This window comes from Bradyrhizobium betae (assembly GCF_004123905.1).
Classification (GTDB): Bacteria; Pseudomonadota; Alphaproteobacteria; order Rhizobiales; family Xanthobacteraceae; genus Bradyrhizobium; species Bradyrhizobium betae_A.
In genome coordinates this window covers 92,102-107,162 of sequence record NZ_MZXW01000017.1, presented here as the reverse complement: position 1 = coordinate 107,162, position 15,061 = coordinate 92,102, and the positions used below count along the sequence as shown (strand labels likewise).

Sequence of the window (15,061 nt, the reverse complement as noted above, 5' to 3'; positions counted from 1 at the left end):
AGTCGGTGTTGACGCAGGCTCGCCGGGACCAATCATGAGATTCGCTATCACCATTCTGCTTGGCGCGGCGCTGCTTGCCAGCCCCGCCACTGCTCAAACCGGAGGCAAGGCCATTCCGACCACGACACTCAGTCTGGGCACCGCGACGCCCGGCGGCGGTTTTCCGCTCTATGGCAACGCCTTCGCGGAGGTGATGAACGCGGCCGATCCGCACATCACCATCGCACCCCGCAACACCAAGGGCAGCAACGAGAACATTCCGCTGCTGGAGAAGGGCGAGCTCGATCTCGCTCTGGTCGCGGGCGAGCCGGCCTACGAAGCCTTCGCCGGCATCGGCCGCGCGCCGGTGCGGCTCAAAATTCTCACCGCGATCTATTCCAACCCCGGCATGTTCGTCGTGCGCGCGGACAGTCCCTACAAGACCATCCGCGATCTCGTCGGGCAGCCGGTGGCGTTCGGCGCAAAGGGCTCGGGCCTGCCGATCCTGGCGCGCTACGTGCTCGATGGCCTCGGCCTGAAGCAGGACGAGGATTTCAAGGCGATCTATCTCGACCGCGCCGGCGACGGTCCCGCGATGGTCGAGGATGGTCGCGCCGCAGCACTCTGGGGTGCCGGCATCGGTTGGCCCGGCTTTGCCGCGGTCGCCTCGAGCGCCTCAGGCGCACGCTTCATCGCACCGAGTGCAGAGGAGATCACGCGCATCCGCGCCAAGCATGCGTTCCTGAAGCCACTCACGGTGCCGGCCGGTTCTTACCCGAAGCAGGCCGAGCCGATCGCCTCGCTCGGATCGTGGAGCTTTGTGCTCACGCGCGAAGACCTGCCCGACGATGTCGCCTATCGCCTCGCCAAGACGCTGCACGGCGCCGAGGCGACCTTCTGCAAACAGCTCGCGCAGGCCTGCGAGACCACGGCGGCAAACACGGTCGCGGCGGCGCCGAAGCCGGAGCTGATCCATCCGGGCGTGATGAAGTATTTTCGGGAGATGGGCGTGGTGAAGTAGCGAATGGCGAGTGGTGAATAGCGAATGGAGCTCGTCCCCATTCGCTACTCCCTATTCGCCAGTCGTCAACGTCACTTCTTCACCATCGAACACGCCGGGTCCGGCGGCCCAAAGGCCTTCTCGCCCGAGATGGTCGTGAGGATCTTGTAATAGTCCCACGGATATTTGCTTTCCTCCGGCGTCTTCACCTGCACCAGCCAGAGGTCGTGCACCATCAGATTGTCATCGCGCAAGTGGCCGTTGCGGGCGAAGAAATCCTCGATCGGCTTCTCGCGCATCTTTGCCGCGACCTTGAGCGGATCGTCGGTGCCGGCTTCCTTGATGGCGTTGAGATAGTGGATCACTGACGAGTAGACGCCGGCCTGCCACATCGACGGCATCTTGTTCATCTTGGCGAAATAGCGCTTCGACCATTCGCGCGTCTTGTCGTCCATGTCCCAATAGAACGAGGTCGTCAGCAGCAGGCCTTGCGCCGCTTGCAAGCCGAGGCCGTGGATGTCGGTGATCAGCGCCAGCAGCGCCGCCATCTGCTGGCCGCCCTTGAACACGCCGAACTCCGAGCCGGTCTTGATCTCGTTCATGTTGTTGGGCGGGCCCGCGGCAATGCCGATGATCTTGGCCTTGGAGGCCTGCGCCTGCAGCACGAAGGAGGAGAGGTCGGGCGTTGCCAGCGGCGGCTTCACCGAGCCCAGCACCTTGCCGCCATTGGCGGTGATGACGCTGGAGGCGTCACGTTCCAGCGAATGGCCGAAGGCGTAGTCGTCGGTGATGAAGAACCAGCTGTCGCCGCCGCGCTTGACCACCGCATCCGCGGTGCCGACCGCGAGCGCGCGGGTGTCGAACACCCATTGCATCGCGTAGGGCGAGCAGAACTTGCCGTGGAAATCCGCCGTCCCGGTGGAGTGGGTGATGAACAGCCGCTTCTTCTCGTTGGCCATGTTCTGCACCGCCAGCCCAACGGCAGAGACCGGCACGTCGACGATCAGGTCGACCTGGTCCACGTCGTACCAGCGCCGCGCGATTGCGCCGCCGACATCGGCCTTCAATTGGTGGTCGCCGACGACGATACTGATCGGCTTGCCGAGCACGGTGCCGCCGAAATCGTCGATCGCCATTTGCGCGGCCGTCACGGAGCCCTGGCCGGTCGGCGCGGAGGCCGGACCGTTCATGTCGGTGAGCACGCCGATCTTGACGATGTCGTCGGACACCTGCGCCGAAGCTGCGCCCGGCAGCAGCGCTGCCACAAGGGCAGCCGCGACCGGCAGTCCAAATCTGGTTGGATTCACGCTTGTCCTCCCCTGATCCGGCGCGTTGGCCGAAGTTGCTTGTGCCGGGTATGGCCCGGCTGAATTGGTTTCTTTTGCAACTATTTTGGGGTGGGCGTCAATGTCAGGCCGCGAAGCGGATCTGTCCGGCCGGCGAGGGGTCGTAACCGGTCAGCTCCTCCGCGCGCTGGCGCAGCCGCCGTTCGCTGAGGAACCGGATCAGGGCCTGCATGGCGGGGCGGAAGTAGCTGCGCTGCCGCATCGCGAGGTCAAGATTCTCCCAGACCAGCGGCACGAAATCGAGCCCGGCCGAGCGCGCCGCGGCGCGCGTCGCGATGCCGCAATCGGCTTGTCCCGCACGGACCAGCTCGGCGAGATCCGGCCCGGTCAGGGCCGGCGTCTCGATCCGCCGCAAGTCGCGCGTCGTGGCGCCGGCGCGTGTCAGCAGCACGTCGAGCAGCATCTGCGCGCCTGTGCCCTGCTGCCGCATCGCCATCCTGGCGCCGAGCGCGAGCACGTCGGAAAGGCCGCGCAGTCGTTTCGGATTGCCCGGCGGCAGCACGAGACCCTGCTCGCGGCGCACGAATGCGACCAGCACCGCATCATGCAGGTCTGGGGCGTCACGCAGCGCCGTCGCGCTGGCGTCGGAGGCAAGATTGCCCTCGGCGTCGAGGCTGTGGAAGTGCACCGCCGCAGCCATCACCTCGTCGCGTTGCAGGCGCTCGAGCCCGCGCGCGCTGCCTTCGCTCATCGATCCCAGGCCCGAGCCGGATTCGCGCAGGCTCCAGTCCAGGAGCTCGTCCTGGCTGCCGCCCACGACCGGCGGCGGCTCCGCGATCAGCATGCCGGCCGGACGCGCCATTCCCGACAGCACCCAGAGATCGAGCTCGTGCCGCGGGAAGAGCCATTTGCCTGTCACCTTGGTGCAGGGGATCGCACCGTTGGTGACAAGTTCGTACAGTTTGCGTTCGCCGAGCCGAAGATAGTCGGCGGCTTCGCTGGTCGTCAGGAATTCCATCCTGCATTCCTATGCAAATTCTTGCTTCTTTTTGACGTTCGACGCAGGTGGAATTCTGCATTGCAACTTATGTCGGCCGGGACCATGCCCGATGATCTCGCTGCTTTGCAACACATCCTCGCGCGCGATTTCTGCTTTGGTGAACGATCTTCGAGTGCTCGCGTGGTGCGGGCCTTGTCTCGCGCCGGACTTGCCGCCCGCGCATGATTGCAATCAGCGTGCCGCTCGGAGGATTGCCGAAATATCCCGAATGGAAGGGCGCAACGGGCGAACGCGTCACGAGTGCGGCGTAATCGACCATCATCATGATCGCGTCACAGCCAATGGGAACCTGATCATGGGCCGCCTGTCCGTTGCACGCGTACTTCTCTGCGGTCTTGGCTGCGGTCTTGTCTTGGGCGCTGTGGCGTCATCCGCTGAGGACCGAACGATCGTGCTGGCCTCGACCACATCGACGCAGGAGTCCGGTCTGCTCGATTATCTCCTGCCGGTGTTCCGTGACAAAACCGGCATCGACGTCAAGGTGATCGCACGGCGTGCCGACGAAGTGCTCAACGGGGCGCGGACCGGCGAAGCCGATGTCGTGCTGATGCATGCGCGGCCGCAGGAGGAGAAGTTCGTTGCGGACGGCTTTGCCGTGAAGCGCCTCGACGTGATGTACAGCGACTATGTGCTGATCGGGCCGAAGAGCGATCCGGCCGGCGTGAAGGGCAAGGACATCGCCACCGCGCTGAAGGCGATCGAGGCCAAGGGTGCGCCGTTCGTGACGCGCGGCGATCGCTCCGGCACCCACGCCGCGGAGCTCGCATTGTGGATCGTCGCCGGCATCGACATCGCGGCAGCCAAGGGCGCCTGGTATCGCGAGGCCGGGCAGGGCATGGGCGCTGCCCTCGACACCGCGCGCGCCGCGAACGCCTACGTGCTGTCGGACCGCGGCAGCTGGATTTCCTTCAGGGAGCGTGGCGACCTCGACGTCCTCGTCGAAGGCGACAAGCGGCTGCTCAACCAATACGGCGTGATGCTGATGAGCGCGGAAAAATTTCCGAATGTGAAGAAGGAGCTCGCGCAAAGCTTCGTCGATTGGCTGGTCTCGCCGGACGGGCAGGCGGCGATCGCCGGCTACAAGGTCGACGGGCAGCAACTGTATTTCCCCAATGCGGAGAAGTCCGGAGGCTGATCTCCACGTCCGGCCCGGTTGCCAAACCGCGCGATGCATGGTCCATCATGACGCATGACCCAGCGCCTGCCGCCATCGCTGACGCCGCTAGACACCGCGCTCGCCGCATTGCTGCAAGGCGTTGATCCAATCGCGCCGGTCGAGTTGCCGTTGACTGAAGCGGCTGGTTGTATCGCGGCGGGCGGCCCGCTGTTTGCGGCCTGGCCACCACACGATATTGCCGCGACAGACGGATGGGCGCTGCGCGCCAACGATCTCGTCGGTGCGTCCGCCTATTCGCCGCTGGCTCTGGCGACGGCGCCTGTCTGGGTTGAGGCCGGCGACGCGATGCCGCCGGGATGCGATTGTGTGCTCGATGCTGACGCCGTCGAAATATCGGGTTCGCTTGCCCAGGTGCTGGCCGAGGGCGTTCCGGGGCAGGGTATCAGGCGCGCCGGAAGCGACATCGCCGCGGGCACCACGGCGGGCGCAGACGGACATCCGGTCGGTCCCGCTGATCTGTTGCTCGCGGGTGTCGCGGCGGTGGACAGGCTGAGCGTGCGACGGCCGCGGCTGCGCATCGTCAATGTGCCTGATGCGACGCCGACGGCGCATATGATCGCCGGGATCGCGCGCGCGGTCGGGCGGGATGTGAAGACGCACCAAGCCGCCGCGCGCGATGAAGCATCGATTGCCGATGTGCTCAATGCGTCCTCTTGCGATCTGCTCCTGATTGTCGGCGGCAGCGGCGTCGGTCGACAGGATGCCGCCGTCACCGCGCTGGCGCGGCGCGGTGATGTGATCGCCCATGGCCTTGCGCTTCAGCCTGGCCGCACCGCCGCGATCGGGCGGCTTGGAAAAGTTCCCGTTGTTGTCTTGCCCGGCTCGCCGGATCATGCGCTCGCGGCCTGGTTCGCGCTGGTGCTTCCGCTCGTCGATCGCCTGTCGGCGCGGCAGCCGCGCCGGCAAGTGACCTTGCCGCTCGCGCGAAAAATCGCGTCCAGCGTCGGCCTCGCCGAAATGGCGCTGCTCGCCGAGGAACATAAAACGTGGATACCGCTTGCCGTGGGCGAATGGCCGCTCCGGGCGATTGCCCGCGCCGATGCATGGCTGCTCATTCCCGGCAATCACGAGGGATTTGCGGCGGGCGAGCCGGTCGATGCTTATCTGATGCAGGAATGATAGGGATTCCGGCATGACGATGATCCCGCAAAACCGCAGCGCGCTTGAACAGGAGCAGTTCCTCAAAATCCTCTCACGCGAGGATGCGATCGCGCGTTTCGAAGCCGCGCTCTTCCCGCGGGCGATCCTGAGCGAAGCGCGCATGCTTGCTGATGCGCTCGGCACGGTGCTCGCTGAAGACGTCACCGCCCCGATCGACGTGCCGCCGTTCGACCGCTCCAATGTTGACGGGTTTGCGGTGCGCTCGGCGGACCTTTCAGCCGCCGGTGAAGGTTCACCCATGCGCCTCGCGCTGAACGGCGAGACCATTCACTGCGGCACCCCGCCCACGCTGCAAGTGGTGGCAGGCACCGCAACGCCGATCGCGACCGGCGGTCCGCTGCCGCGCGGCGCCGACGCCGTCGTGATGGTCGAGCACACCCAGCCGGTCGGCCCTGTAACGATCGAGGTCCGTCGCGCCGTCTCGCCCGGGCAATTCGTCTCCTATGCGGGCTCCGACATCGCGCGCGGCGAGGCCCTGCTGCGCGCCGGCACGATCGTCGGATCGCGCGAGATAGGCATGCTCGCGGCCTGTGGCATTGCCGAGGTAATGGTCGCGCGAAAGCCGCGGGTCGCCGTGATCTCCACCGGCGACGAACTGGTGCAGCCCGGCGAAGCACTCGCGCCCGCCGCGATCTACGACACCAACGGCGCGATCGTCGCCGCTGCGATCGACGAGAACGGCGGTGAAGCGGTTTTCCTCGGCGCCATTCCCGACGACGAGGCAAAACTCGAAGCCGCCATGCGCCGCGCGCTGGTGGATGCCGACATGCTGGTGCTCTCGGGCGGCACGTCGAAAGGCGCGGGCGATGTGTCCCATCGTATCATCGGCCGGCTCGGCCAACCCGGCATCATCGCGCATGGCGTAGCGCTCAAGCCCGGCAAGCCGCTGTGCCTCGCCGTGTGCGACGGCAAGCCGGTGGTGATCCTGCCGGGCTTTCCGACCTCGGCGATGTTTACCTTCCACGACATGATCGTGCCGGTGCTGCGCAGGATGGCCGGGCTGCCGCCGCGCTCGGATGCCAAGGTGAGCGCGACCGTGCCGGTGCGCATCGCCTCCGAGCTCGGGCGGACCGAATTCGTCATGGTCTCGCTGGTCGAGGGCAAGGACGGCCTGATCGCCTATCCCTCCGGCAAAGGTTCTGGCGCGATCACGTCCTTCGCGCAGGCCGACGGCTTTTTGCGCATCAACGCGCTCGCTGACCAGATGCCGGCAGGGACTGAAGCCGAGGTGACGCTGTTCACGCCGCATGTGCGGGTGCCCGATCTTGTCATCGTCGGCAGCCATTGCACCGGGCTCGATCTCGTCACGGCGCAGCTCGCCCATGCCGGCCTGACCGTACGCTCGATTGCGGTCGGCAGTCTCGGCGGACTTGCGGCGGCGAAACGCGGCGAATGCGACCTGGCGCCAATCCATCTGTTCGACGACAAGAGCGAGACCTACAACACGCCTTACCTCGTCGATGGGCTCGAGCTCGTGCCGGGTTGGCGGCGGATGCAGGGCATTGTCTTCCGCAAGGGCGACAAGCGTTTCGAGGGCCTCGGTGCGACGGAAGCGGTTGCCGCCGCGCTCGCTGACCCCGCCTGCATCATGGTCAACCGCAACCAGGGTGCCGGCACGCGCATCCTGATCGACCGTCTGCTTGGCGGCGCGCGGCCTGAAGGCTACTGGAACCAGCCGCGCTCGCACAACGCCGTTGCCGCCGCCGTTGCGCAGCATCGCGCCGATTGGGGCATGACCATTGCGCCGGTCGCCCATGGGGCCGGCCTCGGTTTCATTCCGTTCGCGGAAGAGCATTATGACTTCGCGCTGGTGACGGCGCGCAAACAGCGTCCGGCGGTGCAGGCCTTTCTCGACGCGCTCGACTCGGACGAGGCTCGCACTGCGCTGGAGCAAGCGGGCTTCCGGCCTGCGTAGGTAGACGACGACGCGGCATTCAAGCCGCGCGGAAAACAGGGTGGGGGACGCGATGGCAAGGCCGCTTTCGGTTGCGATCGTCGGTGCCGGCATGGGTGGGCTCGCGACGGCCGCGGCGCTCAGGCGCGTTGGCATCGATGTGACGGTCTACGAGCAGGCCTCCCAATTCGCCCGCATCGGCGCCGGCATCCAGATCGGCTGTAACGCAATGAAGGTGCTGCGCGCACTCGGGCTGGAGGCGCGGATGCGCGGCCAGTCGTTTTATCCGCGCTCCTGGAACAACCGCGACTGGAAGAGCGGCGACATCAAGTTCGACATGATCTTTGGGGAAAGCGCGGAAGAAAAATTCGGCGCGCCCTATCTGCTCGCCCATCGCGGCGATCTCCATGCGGCGCTGGCGAGCGCGGTGCCGGACGAGGTCGTGAGGCTCAATCACAAGCTGGTCGGCCTCGACCAGACCAACGAGGGTGTCCGGCTGGGCTTTGCCGATGGCACGCGTGCCGTCGCCGATGCGGTGGTCGGTGCTGACGGCGTGCATTCGGCCGTGCGCGACATCCTGTTCGACACCGCGCCGGTCAAATTCGCCGGCCGCATCGCCTACCGCACCACCTATCCCGCCACGCTGCTCGGTGGCGAGAAGATCGACGATTGCACCAAATGGTGGGGCGAGGACCGCCACATCGTGATCTATTACGTCAAGCCTGACCGTAGCGAGGTCTATCTCGTCACCAGCCAGCCTGAGCCGGATTTTCGCATCGAGTCCTGGTCGGCGAAGGGCGACGTGCGCGATCTGCGCGCCTCGTTCGCAGGCTTTCATCCGCAGGTCGGAAAAGTGCTCGCGGCATGCCCCGACGTGCACAAATGGGCCATCATGGATCGCGAGGCGCTCGATCGCTGGGCGGACGGCAAGGTGACGCTGCTCGGCGATGCCTGCCATCCGATGACGCCGTATATGGCACAGGGCGCGGCGATGGCGATCGAGGACGCCGCCGTGCTGTCGCGCTGCCTTGATGGTGTTGACCGCGACGGCGTCATGGACGCATTCCGCCGTTTCGAGGCGACGCGCAAGGTGCGAACGACAAGGGTGCAGGAGACTTCGCGTGCGAATATCTGGCTGAGGGAGCGGACAGATACGAGCTGGGTCTACGGCTATGACGCCTGGTCGGTGCCGCTGGCGGCTTGAGCTTGACTAAGCCGCATCGTCCAGCGCCGCCAGCCGCTCGGCCTCGGCGATGTCCTCGACCGTGTTGGCATTGAAGAACGGATCGAGCGGCTCGGCCGGCCACGTCACCGTCGCGAGCGGGTAGCGCGCGGTCCAGCGGTCGATCTTGCGGAGGTCTTCGACCACCAGCGCGTGACGGAGCTGCTCACGCAAATCCACCCGCCACAGCCCGATCACCGGGTGCGTCTGGTCGCCTGATGCGGCGACCGCGAGCTGCGCGTTCTCTCGCGCTTGTGCCTCATGCAGGCGCGCGACGAGATCGCGCGGTAGGAACGGGCAGTCGCCGGCGGCGCTGAGCACCCACTCCACTTCCGGACGGTTCGCTGCGGTCCAGTCGAGCGCGGCCAAAACACCGGCGAGCGGGCCGGGGAAGCCGGGCACATCGTCGGCGATGACCTGCAAGCCAAACGCGGCGAAACGTGCGGGATCGCCGTTCGCATTGAGGATCAGCCCGCTGCATTGCGGTTTCAGACGCGCGATGACGCGCTCCAGAATCGTGCGTCCACCGATCGTGCGCATCGGCTTGTCGCCACCGCCCATGCGGCGTGCGAGACCGCCGGCGAGCAGTACGCCTTGCGTCAGCGGAATGTCAGTCGTCACCACCTTCACCCTTGCGCTTGTGCTTCGCCGATTCCTCCTCGACGTAAGCGAGGTTCTGGTCGTAGACGATGCGCTCCTCGCCTGCGAGCACGATGAAGCGTTTTCCGCGGGTGCGGCCGACCAGCGTCAGGCCGACCTGTCGGGCGAGATCGACGCCCCACGCGGTGAAGCCGGAGCGCGACACCAGGATCGGAATGCCCATCCGCACCGTCTTGATCACCATCTCCGACGTCAGGCGTCCCGTGGTGTAGAGGATCTTGTCGGAGGGATCGACGCCGTGGCGGTACATCCATCCTGCGATCTTGTCGACGGCGTTGTGGCGGCCGACGTCCTCGGTGTAGCAGAGCGGCTCGCCCTCCTTGCACAGCACGCAGCCATGGATCGCGCCGGCCTCGAGATACAGCGAGGGCATGGTGTTGATGGTCTGCGTCATCTGGTAGAGCCAGGAGGTGCGCAGCTCCGCCTTCGGCAGCGCGACGCTCTCGACCGCTTCCAGCAGATCGCCGAAGGCGGTGCCTTGCGCGCAGCCCGAGGTCTGCGTGCGCTTCTTCAGCTTGGCTTCGAAATTGGTGTGGTGCTCGGTGCGCACCACCACGACCTGGAGGTCGTCGTCGTATTCGACCTCGGTGACCGCGTCATTATATTTCAGCATGTTCTGGTTGAGCAGATAACCCAGCGCCAGATATTCCGGATAGTCGCCGATCGTCATCATGGTGACGATCTCCTGCGCATTCAGGTAGAGCGTCAGCGGCCGCTCCATCGGCACCTTGATCTCGACCCTGGCGCCGGCCTGGTCGGTGCCGGTCACGCTCCGGGTCAGGCGCGGGTCGTCCGGGTTGGGGACGATCAGGGGCACCGGGGCTTTGTCGATCTTCATCATGGCCGCGACGTTAGCATGACATTCGGGTCAAGCCGATATAAGCATGGCGGGGAATGGATGAAATGCCTCCGTTCGTCATTGCGAGCGCAGCGAAGCAATCCAGACTGCCGCCGCGGAAAGATTCTGGATTGCTTCGCTGCGCTCGCAATGACGGGGAGGGGACGGTGGTTCCATCAGGTATTAGGTCTCGCGCGGAGACGGAGCTGGAATGAAAGTCATCGGCCTTGCAGGCTGGAGCGGTGCGGGCAAGACCATGCTGTTGACGCGGCTGATCCCGCATTTCAACGCGCAAGGCCTGCGCGTCTCCGTGATCAAGCATGCGCATCACCAGTTCGACGTCGACGTGCCCGGCAAGGATTCCTGGCGCCATCGCGAGGCGGGCGCGGCCGAGGTGCTGGTGGCTTCGTCAAATCGCTGGGCCTTGATGCACGAGCTGCGCGGCGCGGCAGAGCCGCGGCTGCCGGAACTATTGAGCAAACTCGCCGCCGTCGATCTGGTCGTGGTCGAAGGATTCAAGCGCGAGCCGCATCGCAAGATTGAGGTGCATCGCGCCGCCAACGGCAAGCCGCTGCTGTTTCCCGACGATCCCGGAATTGTCGGGATCGCGACGGACATAGCGGTTGAAACCCGGCTGCCGACCGTCCATCTCGATGACATCGAGGCTGCGGCGGCGCTGCTGCTGCGCGCGGCCATGCCGGTCGAGGAAGCGGTCGCGAAAAGCGCTGCGATGCGCTGACGAGGCACTATGGCGCAACTGTCGGACGATTGTTTTGCCTTCGGTGGACCGATGATGTCGGTCGACGAGGCCGTTGGTCTGATCACGACGCGCGTCAACGCGATCGCCGATCTTGAGACGGTTGCGCTGGTCGATGCTGACGGCCGCGTGCTGGCGCGCGATATCGCAGCGCCGCTGCCGCTGCCGCCGTTCACCAACTCGGCCGTCGATGGCTACGCCGTGCGCAACGCCGACCTTCCGGCAAGCGCGGAGCGGGCGTTCCCGCTCGACGGCCGCATCCAGGCCGGCGGCCTTGCACAAGCGCCGATCAAGCCTGGCCACACTGCGCGCATCTTTACGGGCGCGCCGATGCCGCCGGATGCTGAAACCGTCTTCATGCAAGAAGATGTCCGCATCGACGTATCAGGCCAGATCGTGCTGCCGCCGGGGCTGAAGCCGGGCGCCAATGTCCGCCCCGCAGGCGAGGACATTCCCGAAGGGCACGTCGCGCTACGTGCCGGCCAGCGCATGCGGCCGCAGCATGTCGCGCTCGCCGCGGCGTTCGGCCTTGTCAGGCTCGACGTCGTCAGGCGCATCCGCGTCGCGGTGTTCTCGACCGGCGACGAGCTGGCGTCGCCCGGCGAGCCGCGCGCGGCCTCGCAACTGTTCGATTCCAACCGCTTCATGCTGATGGCGATGCTGCGCCGGCTCGGCTGCGAGGTCTCTGATCTCGGCATCTTGCGCGACGAGCGGACTTCGCTCGCGAACGGCTTGAAGCAGGTTGCGGGGGGCCATGATTTGATCCTCACCACTGGCGGCGTCTCGACCGGCGAGGAGGATCACGTCAAGGCGGCGGTTGAGAGTATCGGCTCGCTCGTCTTGTGGCGGATGGCGATCAAGCCGGGGCGTCCGGTGGCGATGGGCATCATCGACGGTACGCCGCTGATCGGTCTGCCCGGCAATCCCGTTGCGAGCTTTGTCACCTTCGTCCATGTGGTGCGGCCGACGGTGCTGGCGCTGGCCGGTGGTCTGCCGGAGCCGCTGTTGCCGATCCCGGTGCGCGCGGCGTTCGCGTACAAGAAGAAGGTCGGCCGCCGCGAATATGTTCGCGCCTCGTTGCGGCGCGGAGAGGACGGCGCGCTGGAAGCCGTCAAGTTCCCGCGCGAAGGCGCCGGACTGTTATCCTCACTGGTCGAGACGGATGGGCTCATCGAACTGGGCGAGGACATCATTGGTGTCGAGCCGGGACAGAGCGTAGGTTTTTTGTCCTATATCGATCTGCTCTGACCGGTTGCGTTGACGCCATCGCCTCACCCCGCCATGTTGCGCCTATGACCAGAACCACGCTCGATCTCACCGGGTTGAAATGCCCGCTGCCCGCCCTCAAGACGCGCAAGGCGCTGAAACCGTTGCAGCCGGGCGATCAGCTCGAAGTGCACTGTACCGATCCCTTGTCGGTGATTGACATTCCAAACCTGATCCGGGAGACCGGCGACACCGTGGAGATCACCGCGCGCAACGAGGCGCGCATCGTGTTCTTGATAGAAAAGACAAATGGCTCGATAGAAAAGGCGAATGCTGCGTTGCGTTCTTGAGGACGTTACCGCGCTGATCCCGACCTTTTGTCTATCGACATCGATCAAGGCTTCTGCCCAAATTGACTTTCTCCGTGCAGGCGCGGAGGTTGAGTCTTGTCTGCGATGCGCGGATCAACGGGCCACCCACGAAGCCTGCACGTCGTATCGGGCATACGACCCCGCTCTCGGGGTCAATTTTTTGGAGGCGCGTGACGATCCTCGCGCGCGTCGGATGATTGCGGAGCAGCAGGGACAACAACTGCACCGTAATGGGCTGAGGATCGGGATCTTAGTGGCAGGCTGCTCAGAAGGGCGGCTTAGGGGAGGAATGCATGACGACAATTGAAAGCGCTGGGAGGATTTCGGGCGCCGGCGCAGGGTTGCTCGATCGCGAGCGGACCATCGCGACCGCCGGCTTCAATCGCTGGCTGGTGCCGCCGGCGGCGCTGTGCATCCATCTCTGCATCGGCATGGCCTATGGCTTCTCGGTGTTTTGGCTGCCGCTGTCGCGCGCGATCGGATTGACCGCGCCGAAGGCTTGTCCGGACATCTCGCTGTGGCAGGAGCTCTTCACCACCTCGTGCGACTGGAAAGTCGCGAGCATGGGGTGGATGTACACGCTGTTCTTCGTCGTGCTCGGCCTCTCCGCCGCGCTGTGGGGCGGCTGGCTCGAGCGCGTCGGGCCGCGCAAGGCCGGTTTCGTGGCGGCCTGCTGCTGGTGCGGTGGCCTCGTGCTCGGCGCCATCGGCATCTACCTCCACCAGCTCTGGATCATGTGGCTCGGTTCCGGCGTGATCGGCGGCATCGGTCTCGGCCTCGGCTACATCTCGCCGGTGTCGACGCTGGTGAAATGGTTCCCGGACCGGCGCGGCATGGCGACCGGCATGGCCATCATGGGTTTTGGTGGCGGCGCCATGATCGGATCGCCGCTGGCCACCCTTCTGATGGACGGCGGCAGCTTCCTGAAGATCAACCTCACCTATATCGGCATCGATTACGTGCGCGACTTCACCTTCGCCGGGTTGAAGAGTGCGACGGATGTCGGGGCATGGCAGACCTTCCTGCTCATGGGCGCGGGCTATCTCATCTTCATGATGATTGGCGCGTTCCGTTATCGCCTGCCGCCGACCGGCTGGAAGCCCGAGGGCTGGACGCCGCCGAGCGAAAAGAAGACGATGATCTCCGAGCACCACGTTCACCTGAACAACGCGCACAAGACGCCCCAGTTCTGGCTGATCTGGGGTGTGCTGTGCCTCAACGTGTCGGCCGGCATCGGCGTCCTCGGCATGGCCTCGCCGATCCTTCAGGAAGTCTTCGCGGGCAAGCTGATCGGCCTGCCGGAAGTCGGCTTCAATGCGCTGAGCGTCGCGCAAAAGGCGCAGATCGCGGGCATCGCGGCGGGCTTTGCCGGTCTGCTGTCGCTGTTCAACATCGGCGGCCGTTTCGTCTGGGCGTCGCTGTCGGACTATATCGGCCGCAAGAACACCTACTATACGTTCTTCATCCTCGGCATCGTGCTCTACGCATTGGCGCCGACCTTTGCGGCGATGGGCTCGAAGCTGCTCTTCGTGCTCGGCTTTGGCATCATCCTGTCGATGTATGGCGGCGGCTTTGCGACCGTGCCGGCCTATCTCGCCGACATGTTCGGGACCCAGTTCGTCGGCGCCATCCATGGAAGGCTGCTGACGGCGTGGTCGACGGCGGGCATCGTCGGCCCCGTCGTGGTCAACTACATTCGCGAATTCCAGCTTGCCGCGGGCGTGCCGCGCGATCAGCTCTACAACACCACCATGTACATTCTCTGCTCGATGCTGATCGCGGGCCTGATCTGCAACTATTTGATCAAGCCGGTCGATCCGAAGTGGTACATGAGCGAAGCCGAGCTGGCGAAGGCCCAGGCCTCGACCGCCGGCGCAGCAGCCGGGAAGAGCGGCTCGTTCGGGATCGGCACGGGCGGCCTCGACGGCAAGGCCGCGCTGTTCTGGGCGTTTGTGGCAATCCCGCTGGCCTGGGGCGTGTACAAGACGCTCGAGAGCGCGGTGCGAATCCTCTGATCGCAAACCAACATCGTCGCGGGATGCCGACGGTTCGGCGTTCCGCGATGCTCGTCTTTCAAGTCAAGAATGGGATCTAGGGGGATTCTTATGCTTCGCACCCGTATCTGCCTTGCCGCCATGCTGCTGGCCGCAAGCCTTCATGCCGCGTCCGCGCAAACCGCGGCGGCGCCTGCTACCACCACGCCGGCTGCAACGACCGAGGCCAAGCCGGGCAAGATCAAGCTCACGATGCAGAAGCTGAAGGACATGAAGGCGAAGTGGTCGGCCAACAAGCCCAAACTCAAGGCCTGCCGCGCCGACGTGAAATCCAAGGGGCTGATCGGCGACGACCGCTGGTTCTACATCGAGGAGTGCATGAGCAAGACGTGAGGTCGGGTTCCGCCTGGCGTGTGCGTAAAGGGGCATGGCGGGGTGGCTGCCTGTCTCCTAAAT

Annotated in this window: 14 protein-coding genes; 10 read left to right on the top strand and 4 right to left on the bottom strand. The window is 65.4% G+C overall.

What is annotated here, in order from left to right; translation table 11 throughout:
* Positions 1–34: 34 nt before the first annotated feature.
* The gene (locus tag B5V03_RS16170) at positions 35–1,000 is read left to right on the top strand and encodes a TAXI family TRAP transporter solute-binding subunit (RefSeq protein ID WP_129271315.1); all 966 of its coding nucleotides are present in this window, start codon (positions 35–37) and stop codon (positions 998–1,000) included.
* Positions 1,001–1,071: 71 nt separating this feature from the next.
* On the opposite strand, the gene B5V03_RS16165 is transcribed toward B5V03_RS16170, so the two are convergent.
* The gene (locus B5V03_RS16165; RefSeq protein ID WP_129271314.1) at positions 1,072–2,286 is read right to left on the bottom strand and encodes an ABC transporter substrate-binding protein; all 1,215 of its coding nucleotides are present in this window, start codon (positions 2,284–2,286) and stop codon (positions 1,072–1,074) included.
* Between the two features lie 103 nt (positions 2,287–2,389).
* Positions 2,390–3,283, bottom strand: coding sequence for a helix-turn-helix transcriptional regulator (locus tag B5V03_RS16160; RefSeq protein ID WP_129271313.1), 894 nt, complete (start codon positions 3,281–3,283; stop codon positions 2,390–2,392).
* 337 nt (positions 3,284–3,620) lie between these two features.
* Here B5V03_RS16160 and B5V03_RS16155 point away from each other — a divergent pair, with 337 nt between their 5' ends.
* The 4 genes from B5V03_RS16155 to B5V03_RS16140 are packed head-to-tail and all read left to right on the top strand — an operon-like array spanning position 3,621 to position 8,761.
* Complete coding sequence (locus B5V03_RS16155) at positions 3,621–4,460, top strand: substrate-binding domain-containing protein (protein ID WP_129271312.1); 840 nt, start codon at positions 3,621–3,623, stop codon at positions 4,458–4,460.
* Between the two features lie 54 nt (positions 4,461–4,514).
* On the top strand, positions 4,515–5,621 hold the full coding sequence (locus B5V03_RS16150) for a molybdopterin-binding protein (RefSeq protein ID WP_129271311.1): 1,107 nt from the start codon (positions 4,515–4,517) through the stop codon (positions 5,619–5,621).
* Positions 5,622–5,634: 13 nt separating this feature from the next.
* Positions 5,635–7,578 (top strand): molybdopterin biosynthesis protein, encoded by a 1,944-nt coding sequence (locus B5V03_RS16145; RefSeq protein WP_129271310.1) that lies wholly within the window; start codon positions 5,635–5,637, stop codon positions 7,576–7,578.
* Between the two features lie 52 nt (positions 7,579–7,630).
* Entirely contained in the window at positions 7,631–8,761 is a 1,131-nt protein-coding gene (locus B5V03_RS16140) for an FAD-dependent monooxygenase (RefSeq protein WP_129271309.1), read from the top strand.
* Positions 8,762–8,767: 6 nt separating this feature from the next.
* On the opposite strand, the gene mobA is transcribed toward B5V03_RS16140, so the two are convergent.
* Together mobA and fdhD are read right to left on the bottom strand one after the other, a co-directional pair.
* Positions 8,768–9,409 carry a molybdenum cofactor guanylyltransferase MobA gene (mobA, locus tag B5V03_RS16135; RefSeq protein WP_129271308.1) on the bottom strand — a complete coding sequence of 214 codons (642 nt, stop codon included), beginning with the start codon at positions 9,407–9,409 and terminating at the stop codon, positions 8,768–8,770.
* Positions 9,390–10,280 (bottom strand): formate dehydrogenase accessory sulfurtransferase FdhD, encoded by an 891-nt coding sequence (gene fdhD, locus B5V03_RS16130; protein ID WP_129271307.1) that lies wholly within the window; start codon positions 10,278–10,280, stop codon positions 9,390–9,392. Before fdhD ends, mobA begins: the two co-directional genes overlap by 20 nt.
* Before the next feature lie 208 nt (positions 10,281–10,488).
* Between fdhD and mobB the strand changes: the two genes are divergently transcribed.
* The 5 genes from mobB (at position 10,489) to B5V03_RS16105 (ending at position 14,998) form a co-directional block, all read left to right on the top strand.
* Positions 10,489–11,016, top strand: a complete 528-nt coding sequence (gene mobB / locus B5V03_RS16125) for a molybdopterin-guanine dinucleotide biosynthesis protein B (protein ID WP_129271306.1) — start codon at positions 10,489–10,491, stop codon at positions 11,014–11,016.
* A 9-nt stretch (positions 11,017–11,025) separates the two neighbouring features.
* Positions 11,026–12,282, top strand: a complete 1,257-nt coding sequence (locus B5V03_RS16120) for a molybdopterin molybdotransferase MoeA (RefSeq protein WP_129271305.1) — start codon at positions 11,026–11,028, stop codon at positions 12,280–12,282.
* Positions 12,283–12,326: 44 nt separating this feature from the next.
* Entirely contained in the window at positions 12,327–12,590 is a 264-nt protein-coding gene (locus tag B5V03_RS16115; RefSeq protein ID WP_129271304.1) for a sulfurtransferase TusA family protein, read from the top strand.
* A gap of 314 nt (positions 12,591–12,904) precedes the next feature.
* Positions 12,905–14,626, top strand: a complete 1,722-nt coding sequence (locus B5V03_RS16110; protein WP_129271303.1) for an OFA family MFS transporter — start codon at positions 12,905–12,907, stop codon at positions 14,624–14,626.
* A 90-nt stretch (positions 14,627–14,716) separates the two neighbouring features.
* On the top strand, positions 14,717–14,998 hold the full coding sequence (locus tag B5V03_RS16105) for a hypothetical protein (protein WP_129271302.1): 282 nt from the start codon (positions 14,717–14,719) through the stop codon (positions 14,996–14,998).
* Positions 14,999–15,061: the final 63 nt, after the last annotated feature.